We start from the raw sequence: 15333 nt of genomic DNA, 5'->3' as shown, positions 1-15333 counted from the left end.
TGAATCGAAATGGCAGGTGATAATATGGCCCTTATGAAATTAAAGACAAAGCTGTTGGCTTTGGTTCTGGCCTGTGGATTTGTATTTTTGCCCAATGTCTCTGAGGCATCAAAGATAGATGATGTCAAGCAGACAACGGTTATTCTGGAAAAGGATGACGGCAAGACTTTTGATCCCAATGAAAAATATGTCAGCGCCAATAAGCCCATTGCCGAAGGGGGCGACCCTTGGATGGATGTCAGTGTCATTGATAAGAAGCATGAGGTGCCCAGCTTTACGGCCAAGGACAACTTTTATTCCTATAACAATGATTACTGGATAAAGCAAATGGGAGAATACGGCATCAGCTCCAGCTATGACGTGTTTAACGAGGTCAACAGCAAGGTGGATTACAATATTGCCAACCTGCTGGAAGCACCTATTCAGTTTAGCCACGATGCCTCTATTTGCCAGAAGGTCTACAGAATGGTTAAGGACTGGAATAAGCGTGATAAAATTGGTCTCAAGCCATTGATGGATGATGTTCATGCCATAGAGGCCATTCAGACCCTGGAGGATATGGACAATTATATTATTGGCAACGAGGTGCCCAACAGTGCATTCTGCGAGCCGGATTTGCAGCCGGACCTGAATGATACCAAGCACTATGCCATGAATATAATTCCTATGGGGCTGACACTGGGGGATGCGGCAGAATACAGCAATTTAACAGTCTTTGGCAAGCGGGTCAAGGGAGCCAATGATGTGGCTGCCAAAAAGATGATGATGCTGGCCAAGTACGATGAGGATACGGCCAAGAAAAAAATTGAGGCCATGTACCGCCTGGAATATGCATTGGCAGACAGTATGTATACCAGGGAGGATTCTTCCAAGGCAGATTTTCTCCAGCGGACCAATAATCCGGTTACTTTGGATGAGCTTCGGGAAATGGCGGGCCGCTATCCAATTATGGCCTACTTAAATAAATACGGTCTTGATCAGGCTGAGCGCTTCAATGTACCAAATCCCGCCTATATCAGGGCCTTGGCTGCCTATTATAATGAGGAGCATCTTCAGGACATGAAGGATACCCTTATTGTGTACCGCATGCTGGAAAACATGGAGGTGCTTAACTCCGCCGCCAATGATATTGCCATGGAGTACAGTCTGGCAGTTCGTGGGTACAGGGGCAGTGTGCCGGACTGGGTTCTTGGTGTGGAATACGTTAAAAATGTCCTGCCAGGACCGTTGTCCAATCTGTACGCTGAAGCCTATTGCTCCAAGGAAGAAAAGAAGGATATCGAGGGAATTATCGCTGATGTGACCTCATATTATAAGGCCATGCTGGAAAATGAAACCTTCTTGTCTCCTGAGGCCCGTCAAAAGGCCATTACAAAGCTGGACAATCTTAAGGTACGGGCGGTAATGCCGGACAAGCCAAAGAAATGGAAGGATATTAAGCTCAATAAGTGCAAAAATCTCATTGATGTGCGCAATGCCCTCTTGAAGTGGGAGATTGGCGAGTATCTGAAGAAGATGAACGGGGAAGTGGAAATTGACTGGACCCCATGCTATGTAGTCAATGCCATGTACAATATTGCGGATAATTCCATCAATATTCCGGCGGGTATTCTCAATGGTGTATTCTACTACAGTGGTTATTCCTATGAGGAAAAGCTGGGTGGCATCGGCATGATAATTGCCCATGAGATATCTCACGGCTTTGATACCACCGGCTCCCAGTTTGACGAAAACGGTAACTTAAATGAATGGTGGAGCCCGGAGGACAAAGAGGCCTTTAAGGCCAGAACCCAAAAGGTTATAGATTATCTTAACAGCATTACCATATATGATGGTCTGCACTGCAATGGAGAAATCAACAAGGGTGAAACCATTGCCGATCTTGGTGGTATGCAGTGTATGCTGTCCATTGCCAAGAACAAGCCGGACTTTAATTACAAGATGTTCTTCAACCAGTATGGCAAGCTGTGGCAGAGTGTCTACACCAAGGAATTTGCGGAGCTGACGGTCAATACGGACCCACATCCACTGCCATATCTCCGGGTGAATGTAATTCTCCAGCAGTTCGATAAGTTCAATGAAACCTATGATATTAAGCCGGGGGATAAGATGTATCTGGCACCGGAGAACCGGATTCTCGTATGGTAACAGTCTCCTGTTCTTAATAAAGTAAATTAAAAACTCTGCTGTTTCCAGTAGCTACTGGTGACAGCAGAGTTATTTTTTTATACTTTTATTTTAATTCTTTTTGGTCAGTCTTCCTCGATACTTGGCAGGAAAACAAAGAGAATAGAGCTTAACAAAAGCAGATATGGATAGAGAAGATATGGCAAAACATGGAAAGCAGACAGCTCCCAGCCCAGACTGGCTGCAATGGACAATGCCACCAGCATTTGGGCTCCATAAGGCAGAATGCCCTGGAAAATGCAGGAGAAGGTATCCAGCAGTGATGCCGATTCCTTCGGGGAAATTTTAAAGCTCTCGGAAATCTGCTTGGCTATAGGGTTGGTCATAACGATGGCCACAGTGTTGTTGGCAGTGGCGATATCCATGAAGCCAACCAGCATGCCGATACCCAGCATACCGCCCTTCTTGGTGCTGAACACCTTATGAACGGTGGAGAGCAGGGCATTAAAGCCGCCGTTGTAGGCAATAAGCCCGCCAATGCAGGATACCAGAATGGCCACCATGGAGGTTTCAAACATTCCTGCGGTGCCCTTGCCGATATTGGCCAGATAGTCCAAAGGAGTAACCTCTCCCATGCCCAGCATGAGGATGGAGCCGCTGATAATGCCAACCAGCAAAACACCAAATACATTAAAGCCCATTATGCCGCCAATAAGCACCAGCAGATATGGAATTATCTGAATAAGGTTATAATCCTGAATATTGAGGTTTCCAGCAGGCTGCTCCAGAGTCAGGAAATATAAAGCACCCACAGTAAGGATTGCAGCAGGAACGGCGATTTTAAAGTTGGCCTTGAATTTATCCTGCATCTGACAGCCCTGGCCGTTGCAGGCCGCGATGGTGGTGTCAGAGATAAAGGAAAGGTTGTCGCCAAACATGGCTCCTCCCATTACAGTACCCACGCACAATGGCATTGGATAGCCGGTGCAGCCACCAATGGCAATGGCAATAGGGGTGATGAGGGTTATGGTTCCCACAGAGGTACCCATGGCCAAGGATACAAAGGCACTGATGAGAAACAGCACCGGTATGGCATAGTCAGCAGGAATGAGGGAAAGCAGGAAATACGCCACACTTTCAGCACTGCTGCGGCCCAGTACTCCTACAAATACGCCAGCCATCAGGAATATGAGAATCATGGTGATAATATTGGGATCAGCCATGCTGTTGGCCATGATTTTAAGCTTTTCATTCATATTGATGCCTTTAGCCTGAAGGCACGCCACCAGCAGGGCAATCATAAATACAACCACAACTGATACGTTGTAAAAGCCCATGGGAACCTGCAATACATACTCCAGGGTAATGCCCAGGCCCAGATAAAGGAGCACAAAAACTGCAATAGGAAGCAGGGCTCCGAAACTCTTTTTATTTTCCACTTTATTTCCTCCTAAAGAAAAGTCCTTGAATATTATAACGCAATTGTTCAAATTTTTCTCCTAAAAGGAGAAAATTATTCCAATTATCGTTTCCCTAGCGGACTAGCTTCGCGTCGCAAAGAGGCATTTTGCCGAGTTATAACGTAGGAGAGTGAAAAAATCTATTATTGTTGAAAGTACTTTAGAACAAAAGCCCTTTTTTTGTTTTTTAGGCAGGAAAAACAGGGGTAAAAGGCGAAATATGTATATCGTATGATGAGTATGTTTTTGGGTGTTTAACAGGTAATGAAAATGAGTAATTCACATGGATTAATGGATAATTTAGTGAATAATAACATGGAAATGTCTTTTGACTGCGAGACCAATCTACGGGAACAGCTGGCAGTTGTTGATTCCATGTCCAAATTTTATATTTACATATATTCCTTTGATCTGGTGACAGAAATGTACAAGGAAATATATGTGGATGAGGCCCATGTCCATACTATTATGGGTTCCGCCGGCAATATAAGCATTTCCGTCAAGGATATGAGCCGGATGCTGGTAAAGCCGGAATATATTTCTGGTATGTTGGAATTTACGGAAATCAGCACCATGGGAGCCCGTCTGCAGGATAAGAAGTACATTACCTATCAATATGAAGGAATTAATACTGGCTGGCTGGAGGCCATTCTTTTTCCGGGAACAGTGGATGAAAATGGTGTCCTTACCAAGGTTATTTTTGCAGTTCGCGATATTAACTATGAGAAAAACAAGGAATCCCAGCTGCTATATAACTCTTATGTGGATGACCTTACTCAGCTGTATAACCGCAAAATGTACAATGAAAATATGATAGAATACGACAATGGCAAGCTGCATAACAATCTGGTTTTTCTCTCGGTGGATGTAAATGGACTGAAGATTGTCAATGATACACTGGGTCATGATGCCGGTGATGAGCTTATTACCGGTGTGGCGGATTGCCTCAGAAAGAGCTTTTCACAGTATGGACGGGTGTACAGACTCGGTGGCGATGAGTTTGCGGCAGTTATTTACATATCCCCGGCCAATCTTCCAAGGCTTATTGGGCAGTTTAACGGCTATGTGGAAAGCTGGCACGGCAAATTGGTGGAAAGTCTGTCCATATCCATGGGATACGTTACCATGACCGAGTGTGGGGATAAGAATATTTATGAAATTGCCAAGATTGCCGATGAGCGGATGTATCGGGACAAGGAGCAGTATTATGCCCTTAAGGGTGTGGACCGCACCGGCAGACAGAGTGCCCATAACGCCCTCAGCTGTATGTATGAAAAGGTCTTGAAGCTAAATTTAAGCACCAACAGCTACCAGATTATACATATTGACGAGAACGAATTTAAACAATTTAATGATACAAGATATACTTTTTCCGTAGAAATAAAACGCTATGCTACTGCGGAGTACATTCATCCAAAGGACCAGCAAAAATATTTGGATGCATTGAACATAGATTTTCTAAAGGAACATTTTAAGCAGGGGAACTGCTATCATTCTGTGTCGTACCGCAGGATAGTAAGCGGGGAGTTTGTTCCTGTAGTAGCAGAGCTGGTACGGGCTGATGATTATACTGATGATAATCAGACAGTATTTTTATTTATTAAGATAAAACGTTAAAAAAGAAAATATGTGTATAAAAATATTAAATTTTTAATACAAGTATACTGTTGACAAGTACAAAAAAGAATGGTATATTAAACCATGTTAACTACATTAATCCGAAGAAGTCATCAGAATGCCATGCAGACTGGTGATGGAGGGTACTCTGGAGAATCCCATTAAATTGGGTGCCGAAGGTGCAAGGTTTACATTTTATGTGTAAGCTGAATCTCTCAGGCAAAAAGACAGTGATAATGAGTGACATGCCAGTAATGTTCTAGAAGTTATATGGTGTTGTTTATTTATTTGCTTGTCTTGTAGAGTATCTTCTTCGGAGGATACTCTTTTTATATTTGGAGGATATGATTATGGACTACTTATTAGAACTCGTACAAATGGTCAACACCTACTTATCAGATTACATTCTCTGTATTCTTTTAATTGGCTTGGGCCTGTATTATACTATCAGAACCCGCTTCGTTCAGGTTCGCTGCCTTGGTGAGGGCTTCAGACGTTTCTTTGGCAATTTCTCCCTTCATGGTGAGGATGGAAAGGGTGGCATGAGCTCCTTCCAGGCATTGGCAACTGCTGTAGCTGCCCAGGTTGGTACTGGTAACGTAGTTGGTGCCTCTGGTGCAATTCTCACTGGTGGTCCTGGTGCTATTTTCTGGATGTGGATTATTGCCTTCTTTGGCATGGCAACCAACTATGCAGAGGCTGTACTGGCCCAGGAGACCCGTGTTGTTAAGGAAGACGGCACAGTTCTTGGTGGACCGGTTTACTACATCCGCAGAGCTTTCCCAGGTGCCTTTGGTAAGTTCCTGGCAGGCTTCTTTGCTGTAGCCATTACCCTTGCCCTTGGCTTCATGGGCTGCATGGTTCAGTCCAATTCCATTGGTGAGACCAGTGAGGCTGCCTTTGGTATTCCTGCATGGGGTATTGGTGTTGTCATTGCTCTGTTGGCCGGCTTCGTATTCCTCGGTGGTACCAAGCGTATTGCCAGAATTACTGAAAAGCTGGTTCCTATTATGGCTGTTTTCTATCTTATCGGTGGTGCAGTTATCCTTCTGGCAAATTATGACCGTGTTCCTGAAGCAGTTTCCCTTATTTTCTTCTATGCCTTCAATCCTGATGCAATCATCGGCGGTAGCTGGGGTATGGCAATTAAGACCGCTATCAGCCAGGGCGTAAAGCGCGGCCTGTTCTCCAACGAGGCTGGTATGGGTTCCACTCCACATGCTCATGCATTGGCAAATGTTAAAAAGCCACATGATCAGGGCGTTGTAGCCATGGTCGGTGTTTTCATTGATACCTTCGTTGTTCTTACCATGACCGCTCTGGTAGTTGTTACCACCCTTTATACCGGTGACGGCGTATTGGCCGGCGGTGCAGCAGAGGGTGTATCCAAGACCAACATGGCTCAGCTGGCCTTCGGCAGCCTCTTTGGCAGCAGCCTTGGTAGTGCATTTATTGCTGTCAGCCTGTTGTTCTTCGCATTTTCCACTATCCTCAGCTGGAACCTCTTTGCAAAGATTAATGTGGAATACCTCATGGGCAAGTCCGCAGTAAAGGTATTCTCCCTCGTGGCTATCGTATTCGTATTCATGGGCTCCTGCCTCTCCAACAATCTGGTATGGGAGCTGACTGACATGTTCAATAATCTGATGGTTATTCCAAACTCCCTGGCCCTGTTTGCTCTCAGCAGTGTTGTAGTAGGTCACACTGAAGGTGCAAAATACTCAGATGATGAAGAGGAAGACAGACAGTACGTTGTACAGACTGAAAACTGATTAGTAAAATAATAATTTAGATTTTAAAAGGGTTGTATTCGTAAATGAATACAACCCTTTTTGTATGCGTGATATTTTATTTGTTGCAAAATCTATAGCCGGCACCCCAGATGGTTTCAATATAGATAGGGGCAGAGGGGGTGGGCTCGATTTTTTCACGGAGGCGGTTGATGTGGACCATGACGGTGGCGGTGTCGCCCATGGCGTCAAGGCCCCATATCTGGTCAAAGAGCTTGTCCTTGCTAAAGACAATGCCCGGGTTTTCTGCCAGAAACAGCAGCAGCTCAAACTCCTTGTTGGTCAGGGTGATTTCCTGGCCCTTGTGATATACCATGTGGGTATCAGGCTGTATTTCCAGGTCACCCTTTTGAATGGTACGGATTTTTGGTGCGGTATCCGATGACAGCTTGGTCAGACGCTGGTAGCGGGCCAGATGAGCCTTGACTCTGGCCACCAGCTCGCTTGGGCTGAAGGGCTTTATTACATAATCATCAGCCCCCAGCCCCAATGCACGGATTTTATCTATATCCTCATGACGGGCTGATACCATCAGAATAGGCAGCTCCTTTTCCTTGCGGAGCTCCCGGCAAATCTGAAAGCCGTCCTGTCCCGGCAGCATCACGTCCAAAATCAGCAGATCGAAATCCTCGGCCAGGGCACGCTTTAGACCAGCCGCACCATCTGCTTCGATATCTACATGATAATCGCTGGCTTCCAGATAATCCCGTTCCAGTTCAGCGATACTTGGGTCATCTTCTATAATTAAAATCTTTTTCATGTAAGTCACTCCTTGGTTTAATTACACGTCAGCCACAGCAAGGGGGAGCAATATCACTATTGTTAATCCGCCGCCCCTGGTTTCTTCGGCCCAGATTTGGCCCTTCATTCCCAGAATGATTTTCTTGGTAATGGCCAGTCCCAGGCCACTTCCCTTAGCTACATTGCTGCGGGCATGGTCGGTGCGGTAGAAGCTGTCAAAGAGCTTTGGCAGATCCTGTGCAGCAACTCCGGGACCGTTATCTGTAAAGGCAATACGGAGATTTTGTCCATCCTGCCTTAAAGATATATTTACATCTACAGATTCATTAAGGCAATATTTGCGGCTATTGCTGAGAAGATTATCCACCACCCGCTGGAACTGATTTCGGTCAATGGAGACCATCCCATGATTGTCCTCAGGCAGGTCTATATCCATGGAAAGATTTATATTTTTCTCCTTTAAAAGCGGCTTTTGCTCGTTGTAAAAATCGGTAAAATAATCCTTTAGGGGAACATTATTGAGATTAAAAGGAATGCGGCCCAAATCCAGCTTGGAAAAGAGGAACAGGCTATCCACCAGCTTTTCCATGGTGGTGGCCCCTTGAAGTATCATTTCCACATAGTGACGCTGTTTTTCCGGGGTTTTGGCAATACCCTCAAGAATACCGCTGGCATAGCCCTTCATGGCGGTCAATGGAGTGGACAAGTCGTGGGAAATGCCGGCAATTAGCTCCTTGCGGTTTTCCTCGTACTTTTCCTGCTGTTCCCGGGCAGCCTTAAGTTCCAGACGCATGGCTTCAAAATCGCGGCAGGCATCGCCGAATTCGTCCTGGGTCTGGATATCAATAGGGGTATCCAGATTGCCCTGGCGGATTTCCGCTGAGGCTTTTCTGAGAGCAGTGAGAGGCTCCAAAATCTGTCTTGAAAGCAATCTGGAAAAATACAATCCCAGCAGTATAATTGTTATAATAGCCACTATAATAATTACGGTAATAATGTCACTCCAATACAGGCGTGGGTTTGGCACTGGGGGAGCATCCCGCGTAATAATCGGTGCCTTGCCGTAGGAATAAATTTGTATCCGTTGATCAGATGACTGATGCTTAAATAAAAATATATCATCATCCCAGAGCATAACGGAGCTTCCCTGACTGCGGGAGGATACCTTTTGTTCAATATCCTGAGGATCTGCCCCCGGGGATACGTAGACTATAGTGCCATCCTTTGTCAAAACACTTTGGATTCCCAGCTGTTCAAGGGCGTGCAAATCATTTTCCACGCTGCTGTCAAAGGGCATATTTGGTCCGGCGCCCTGATTCTCCTGATTCTCCTGATTGCCTTGATTCCCCTGATTCATACCCCTGTGCATACCACGACCGTGGTGCCTTCCCATACCCATACCCTGACCAGCCATTGGTCCGCTACCATGCTCCAGCTTTACCTTTATGGAGCTTATGGCAAACTGTATGGAAGGAGCCGGTCCTTTTTCAGGCCACATGGAGTTTATCTTTTCCTGGTTGGAGCCGTTTATCAGCTGCATGCCCAGCATCAGGCTGCTGCCAATAATTACCAGTACGCAAAAGGGGATAAACACCATCATAAAATTGGTTATAAGTAAACGCTTTCGCACTGAAATATCACGTAATCGCATGGAAACACCTTCTTTATATTTCAATAGTATATTATTTCAATACTAGTATACGCCTTAATTCTAACAAAAATCTAAACAAGTAAAAATCCGTATTTATGAAAATGTTAAAGTTCAGTTTATATTTTGTTTAGATTTGGGATTTATACTTCAAGTGTACCCGATGGGGATACAGAAAAACAAAAACGTGAAAAATTCTAAGGAGGAATTTACTATGGATAGCAAGATTATTTCTAAAGGCACCATGAAGAAGGCAGGTGCAGCATTGGCAGTGTGTGTACTGGCAGTAGGAGGTTTCGGCTGGTATGGTCATCAGCAGGAAATCAACCGGTTCCATAATATAGCCCAGGCCAACAGCAAAATCGTGGAATCGAGATTAGCTGCAAATAACGTGGAAGTAGTAGATGAATCGCAGGTTAAGGCGGCAGCAGCTGCGGCTATGGGAGTAGATGAGTCCAGTGTTTCCTGGAGAGAAATTCTGCTCTGTGATGGTCCTGGTGGTCACTTTATGGCCCGTGGCGGACATTTCGGCGGTCATTGGGGTCCTAATAATGGCAGAGGCTGTGGCCCTCATCATGATATAAATGACCATGGTCCATATTGGGATCATGACAAGGACAACAATGACAATAATGATGATAGCTATAGAGGGCCTAATGGCTACCATCGTGGTCCTCATCACGGTGGACCCCATCACTATGCCGGACAGGGCGGTGCTATGAATGGCCAGCAGGGTGGTCCGCAATTTGGTCCTGGAAGGGGTCCCGGCATGGGTTATGGCAGAGGTCCTGGCATGGGGCCTGGAATGGGCATGATGCAAAATTTCCCAGGAGCTCCACAGCCACCAGCTAACGATCAGGCAGCAGAGCAGGCTCAGCCTCAGCAGGTTCAATTCCCGGCATCTCCTCAGCAGGATCAGGATGCCAATGCCCAGCCTACTCCTCCAAAGATGGAGTTTCACCCAGTGTATAATGTAATATGCAGTGTTAATAAGGTAGATTACATGGTTCATGTTGATGCAGTAACCGGTACAGTACTTCATTGCCGGGCCTTTGGCAGCAGATAATTTAATATCATAATCCTTTAAGCGACTGAAACAGCAGTTTTCAGCCGCTTTTATTTTTATTTAAAACATACATTTGTTTTTCTTTTGCTTTTATGTTTAAATATTAATTAAGGATTTTATTTGAATTTTGGAGGTTTCAGCTTTGTCAGGACAGGAAACTGAAAAACAACGGGAAAAACTGAATGAAAAGCAGCTTGAGGTGGTTAATGAGCTGGACAGCAATATTTTGCTGATAGCCTCGGCCGGTACGGGAAAAACCAATACCTTGGCCTATAGAATAGCTCACATAATAGAAGAAAATAGGGCAGAGGGGCATGAAATAGCCTGCCTTACCTTTACCAACAAGGCCTGCAGCGAAATGAAAAATCGGGTTATGGAGGTAGTGGGAGAGGCCGCCAATGATGTCACCATAAAAACCTTCCACGGCTTTTGTTATGAGATAATCCGTCAGGAGGTAAAGCGGCAGGATATCGGTATTGCGGCGGATTCCATTATCTACGATGAGGATGACTGTCTGGAAATAATCCGCAATACCCCTGAATTAACTGCTATGGCCGCCCAGACTGGCTGGGCCGCTGCCATACAGAAGGTAATCGGTTTGGTGAAAGAATACCGCGGCGAATATGACTATTTTACCGATGATGCCAGTGGGGATTATCAGCGGGTTATAGATAAATTGTTGGTGGAAAAGGGGCAGCGGTTCTCTGATGCCGCCCGGGTTAACTGGAAGGCCTGCTCGGCCCTTATTATGGAGTTCCAGAACAAAGGCGGTCAGCTGGTGCATGCCTATGACAATGCCCTTAGAATGGCCCATGCCATGGATTTTTGTGATTTAATCAATATTGCCTTTGACTTATTGAAAAATCCTGAAGTAAGGGAGCGGTGGAGCAGCTTCTATAGGTTCTGGTGCATTGATGAGGTGCAGGACACCAGCCGCCTTGAATACAGTGTGCTGGAAGCACTTTTCGGCCAGAATAATATCATCATGTGCGGCGATTTCTTCCAGACCATTTATGAGTGGCGGGGCTCCCAGCCTGATCTGATCTTTGACAAATTCTTTGCTGATTATCAGCCACGTCTCATTGTGTTCAATAAAAATTACCGCTCCACCAGAATTCTGCTGGACAGCTCCTATGAGTACCTGAAAAAGCGGTTTCCGGACAAGGTCAGTAACTTTTTTCCTGATGATGCCCTGGCCATGAGCGATAGTCCGGGGGATAAGATTGTTCACGCTTCCTTTAGGGATTCCTACATTGAGGCGGACTGGATTTATAATACCCTGCAGAAGCTGAAGCCGGACAATTTGTCCAGAGTATGCATTTTAACCCGATCAAATGTATATAATAAAAAGCTGTCCAACTGCTTCAGTAAAATTATGGAAACCCGGATGCAAAATCAGATGCTGCAAAAAGGCGTATTTGATGATTTTCCTCTGGAATTTATGCTGGTGGATGAGTTTCATTTCTTCCGTCGGCAGGAAATCAAGGACGTGCTGGCGGTATTTAATATGCTGATTAACGAATGGGATGACACCAGTATCTGTCGGGTTGCCAAGGAATATGCCAAGGGTATTGGTGCCAGAACTATTGACAAGCTCCAATCAGAGGAAGCTTTGGCTCTTGGTATCCGTCCCAGCGATATGGTCCATCCGTCTACCATTAAATACGATGAACCCTTTGAAATGCTGCGGCGGGAGCTGGAGCAGGGCAATGTAGTGGTATTTGATGTGGAATCCACGGGCCTTGATACTTCCAAGGATGAAATTGTCCAGATAGCCGCCATCAGAATTGATAAGACTGGTGCTGTACTGGATAAAATGAATCTCTTTTTGAAGGCCACTAAGTCTGTGGGACAGTCGGTGCATACTCACCATATTACCGATGAGCAGCTGCAAAGGGAAGGTGTGGACCCTAAGGCTGGCCTGCAGGCCTTTCTTGATTTTGCCAAGGACAGTGTAATTGTGGGACACAATGTGGGCTATGACTTGACCATTTTGGCCAGCCAGCTTAAACGCTTGAAGATGGAAGGGCTCCAATGTCAGGCCCATTATGATACATTGGATATTTTCCGCCGCTTTTATCCAAAGCTGGAAAACCATAAGCTGTCTACTGTTGGTGATTTTGTTAAGGTCAGCCATAAATCTACCCATGACGCCTTTGATGATATTTCTGCCACAGGAGAGATCCTTATTTATGCGGTGAACAACAATATCGTTGAGGGCATTGACGAACGCCGCCGTTTCTTTGCCAAATATTCCAAGGTCTTTGCTCCCTTTGCGGAAAAGATTAATGAGTATAAGCGGGATATGTACGATATGCGGCCTCAGGATTTGATGAATAAGATTATTCGGGAAACTGGTATTTTGACACGCTATCAGCAGGAGGATACCAGAAATAGCAGTGGAGGACGGTCCAACAGCAAGGTGGAGAATCTCAGACAGCTCTATCGTTTTATGCGGGAACGTGACGACAAGGCACTGTCCTGTCTGGATGGCGTGAAGAATCTCTTGAATCTGACATCCCTTTCCAATACGGAGTTTGATTTAATGCTGGCTTCCCACCCGAAAATTCCTATTATTACGGTCCATCAGGCCAAGGGGCTGGAATTTGACCAGGTGTTCTTCGCCGGCCTGCAGGAGGGCGTTTTCCCAAGCAAATTCTCCATTGATGCCAACTATTTTGATGAGGAGGCCCGCCTCTTCTACGTGGGTATCACCAGAGCCAAGAAGCAGCTGTACCTCACCTCAGCCCTGGAGCGGAATAAAAACACTATTCCAAGCCGGTTTATCAATTCCATACCACGGGAGAATATAGAGGAAGTACGTTAACTAAAAAAATAGATAATTAAAAAATTATCCCCGCAGGAAAATCTGCGGGGAATTTTTCTTATTAACTATTGTAAAAGCTTATCTTCGCCTAATTTATCCAGAAGAAGATTGACCTCCACTACGGACATTTTATTTTCCAAGGCATACCAAATCACGCTGTCCCAGCTGTTTCGGACATATAGCTGTTCCACTCCCGCATAATATAAAAGATGCTGGGTTTCATCGGGAGAAAGCTCCATGGCCAGGGCAAGGGATAAAATCCGGTTGCGGGAGCTTTTCTTGCGCCCGGCGAAAATATGATAGGCATATACCTTGTCCAAGCCTGATTTCTCAATAACCTCAGCCTTATTTAAGCCCTTTTCCGTTAGCAGCCATTCCAAATGCTCTGACAGGGTTTGATTTTTTAGTTCGGTTTTATTTTCAGATAAAAAGCTTTCTACACTGCGAGCGTCACTAAGTTCATGCTCCAGCCAATCAGTATTTTTATTTTTCATAGTTCCTCCAGTCAAATGGATGTTATATAATAACCATGACGGTATGATAATACATTTTAGCATAGAAAGCAAGGTGAAAGCATGGGTACTGAACAAAATAAGGATGCTGTACAGCTGGCGGAGGAATATATTTCCAGTAAGTATGAGAAGGTGCGCCTGCTTCACCGGACAGATAAAGCCGAGGTATGGCTGGCAGCAGATAGCTATGGGAATTTTGTAGTCATTAAGAAAATAAGGCTGGCCAATTTGCCATATTTAACCTTAAAAAATATGGAAAAATCCATATGGCCAGAGATTATTTATTGTGCTGAGGATGATCAATCCACTGTTGTAGTGGAAGAATTTATTAATGGAGACTCCTTTGATGAGCTGTTGGCAAACAAACAATATCTGACAGAATACACTGCCCGGGAGCTGTTGTTACAGCTCTGTGATGGGCTTGCATTGCTTCACAAGCAAGGTATTATTCATCGGGATATAAAGCCGTCCAATATTATTGTGCAAAATATTGGTGGGCAGGAATTTTTGCGTCTAATCGATTTTGATGCAGCCCGTACAGTAAAGGAAGAACAGAAGGAAGATACCCGTTTGTTGGGCACCAAGGGATATGCACCGCCAGAGCAGTACGGATATGGTCAGACGGACCAGCGCAGTGATATCTACTCTTTGGGAATTACCTTTCAGGAAATGCTGGGAGAGAATTATCATGGTTGGTTAGCACCCATATTGAATAAATGCGTGGCAGTGGATGTAAAACAACGCTACCAATCCGTTAATGACCTGAAAAATGCCTTGATTTACCATAATCAGCATAAGGTCCTTAAATTTTTTGGTGCTATACTTGCGGTATTACTTGTCGTGGGTGGATTATGGACGTATCGACAGCATGTACATCAGGAGAGGGTCATTCCACCGGCGGTGGAGGAAATAATCCAAGAAGGGAAAGAGCAGCTTAAAGCACCTATTCTGGATGAGAAAAAGGATAAAATACCTGCGGCCCAGCAGGGTACCAAAGCCGAGAACCAGCAACCGGAGCATAAAATCACGGATGATACCACCAAGGCTCCTATAGCCAATACAAACCAGAACGTAGAAGAGAAAACGGGGAATGCTGTTTATGCCAAGTATTATATGAATGGTGAGCGATTGGGTGAATGGACAGATAACTTTGACATTCCAATAAATAATTGGGGAACAACATATGATTTTCCGCCTGATCTATGGAAAAACTGGTCAGAAAACTATCCTGCTGGTTGGAAAGTACGGGTTACTGTGGAAAATAAAAGTAATAAAACTTGGGAAGATCCCTATCTCAGCGTTTGGACCAGTGATGGCGTTGGGGGAGAATCAAGGGATTATTTCGGTAAAACCCTTTCACCGGGAGAGAGTGATGTGTTTGTTGTACCATTAAGTGATTTCAAATTACCTGTTTTATATAAGGAAAGGCGAAGGCAGGAAATGCATTTTTCTATTCATGCTTCTGGTAATCAAGTACTATTTGGTGAAAAAACGGAAATACTCTTTCTTTTAAAGAATAAATAATAAAAATTGTCCCAGCGGGTA

At 44.9% G+C, this 15333-nt stretch carries 10 protein-coding genes and 1 riboswitch; of the genes, 6 read left to right on the top strand and 4 right to left on the bottom strand.

Annotation, left to right across the window (positions count from 1 at the left end; genetic code table 11):
- Positions 1 to 24: 24 nt before the first annotated feature.
- Complete coding sequence (locus tag D081_RS05775; RefSeq protein ID WP_233127437.1) at positions 25 to 2148, top strand: M13 family metallopeptidase; 2124 nt, start codon at positions 25 to 27, stop codon at positions 2146 to 2148.
- A 104-nt stretch (positions 2149 to 2252) separates the two neighbouring features.
- Here D081_RS05775 and D081_RS05770 read toward each other — a convergent pair whose 3' ends face one another.
- Positions 2253 to 3566 (bottom strand): Na+/H+ antiporter NhaC family protein, encoded by a 1314-nt coding sequence (locus D081_RS05770; RefSeq protein WP_198941963.1) that lies wholly within the window; start codon positions 3564 to 3566, stop codon positions 2253 to 2255.
- A gap of 291 nt (positions 3567 to 3857) precedes the next feature.
- Here D081_RS05770 and D081_RS05765 point away from each other — a divergent pair, with 291 nt between their 5' ends.
- Positions 3858 to 5204, top strand: coding sequence for a GGDEF domain-containing protein (locus D081_RS05765; RefSeq protein ID WP_233127436.1), 1347 nt, complete (start codon positions 3858 to 3860; stop codon positions 5202 to 5204).
- A 138-nt stretch (positions 5205 to 5342) separates the two neighbouring features.
- Positions 5343 to 5445, top strand: a riboswitch (glycine riboswitch).
- Positions 5446 to 5554: 109 nt separating this feature from the next.
- Positions 5555 to 6976, top strand: a complete 1422-nt coding sequence (locus D081_RS05760) for a sodium:alanine symporter family protein (RefSeq protein WP_085023173.1) — start codon at positions 5555 to 5557, stop codon at positions 6974 to 6976.
- A gap of 76 nt (positions 6977 to 7052) precedes the next feature.
- On the opposite strand, the gene D081_RS05755 is transcribed toward D081_RS05760, so the two are convergent.
- Positions 7053 to 7754, bottom strand: a complete 702-nt coding sequence (locus tag D081_RS05755) for a response regulator transcription factor (protein WP_085023172.1) — start codon at positions 7752 to 7754, stop codon at positions 7053 to 7055.
- Between the two features lie 21 nt (positions 7755 to 7775).
- Positions 7776 to 9386, bottom strand: coding sequence for a cell wall metabolism sensor histidine kinase WalK (locus tag D081_RS05750; RefSeq protein ID WP_085023171.1), 1611 nt, complete (start codon positions 9384 to 9386; stop codon positions 7776 to 7778).
- A gap of 211 nt (positions 9387 to 9597) precedes the next feature.
- Between D081_RS05750 and D081_RS05745 the strand changes: the two genes are divergently transcribed.
- Together D081_RS05745 and D081_RS05740 are read left to right on the top strand one after the other, a co-directional pair.
- Positions 9598 to 10449, top strand: a complete 852-nt coding sequence (locus D081_RS05745) for a hypothetical protein (protein WP_085023170.1) — start codon at positions 9598 to 9600, stop codon at positions 10447 to 10449.
- 142 nt (positions 10450 to 10591) lie between these two features.
- Positions 10592 to 13276 (top strand): 3'-5' exonuclease, encoded by a 2685-nt coding sequence (locus tag D081_RS05740; protein WP_143272141.1) that lies wholly within the window; start codon positions 10592 to 10594, stop codon positions 13274 to 13276.
- Positions 13277 to 13341: 65 nt separating this feature from the next.
- Here D081_RS05740 and D081_RS05735 read toward each other — a convergent pair whose 3' ends face one another.
- Positions 13342 to 13770 carry a helix-turn-helix domain-containing protein gene (locus tag D081_RS05735; RefSeq protein WP_085023168.1) on the bottom strand — a complete coding sequence of 143 codons (429 nt, stop codon included), beginning with the start codon at positions 13768 to 13770 and terminating at the stop codon, positions 13342 to 13344.
- Between the two features lie 81 nt (positions 13771 to 13851).
- Here D081_RS05735 and D081_RS05730 point away from each other — a divergent pair, with 81 nt between their 5' ends.
- Positions 13852 to 15312 (top strand): serine/threonine-protein kinase, encoded by a 1461-nt coding sequence (locus tag D081_RS05730; RefSeq protein ID WP_085023167.1) that lies wholly within the window; start codon positions 13852 to 13854, stop codon positions 15310 to 15312.
- Positions 15313 to 15333 lie beyond the last annotated feature (21 nt).

Origin of the sequence: Anaerovibrio sp. JC8 (assembly GCF_002100115.1) — a bacterium.
In the GTDB taxonomy this organism is placed as follows: Bacteria; Bacillota; Negativicutes; order Selenomonadales; family Selenomonadaceae; genus Anaerovibrio.
The sequence above is the reverse complement of the archived record's forward strand: the minus strand, read 5'-3'. Positions and strand labels throughout refer to the sequence as shown.

What these genes read in the sequence shown, in the direction of transcription:
- D081_RS05775 (WP_233127437.1), top strand. Translation starts at nt 25, where the DNA reads ATGGCCCTTATGAAATTAAAGACAAAGCTGTTGGCTTTGGTTCTGGCC.
- D081_RS05765 (WP_233127436.1), top strand. Translation starts at nt 3,858, where the DNA reads ATGAGTAATTCACATGGATTAATGGATAATTTAGTGAATAATAACATG.
- D081_RS05760 (WP_085023173.1), top strand. Translation starts at nt 5,555, where the DNA reads ATGGACTACTTATTAGAACTCGTACAAATGGTCAACACCTACTTATCA.
- D081_RS05755 (WP_085023172.1), bottom strand. Translation starts at nt 7,754, where the DNA reads ATGAAAAAGATTTTAATTATAGAAGATGACCCAAGTATCGCTGAACTG.
- D081_RS05750 (WP_085023171.1), bottom strand. Translation starts at nt 9,386, where the DNA reads ATGCGATTACGTGATATTTCAGTGCGAAAGCGTTTACTTATAACCAAT.
- D081_RS05745 (WP_085023170.1), top strand. Translation starts at nt 9,598, where the DNA reads ATGGATAGCAAGATTATTTCTAAAGGCACCATGAAGAAGGCAGGTGCA.
- D081_RS05735 (WP_085023168.1), bottom strand. Translation starts at nt 13,770, where the DNA reads ATGAAAAATAAAAATACTGATTGGCTGGAGCATGAACTTAGTGACGCT.
- D081_RS05730 (WP_085023167.1), top strand. Translation starts at nt 13,852, where the DNA reads ATGGGTACTGAACAAAATAAGGATGCTGTACAGCTGGCGGAGGAATAT.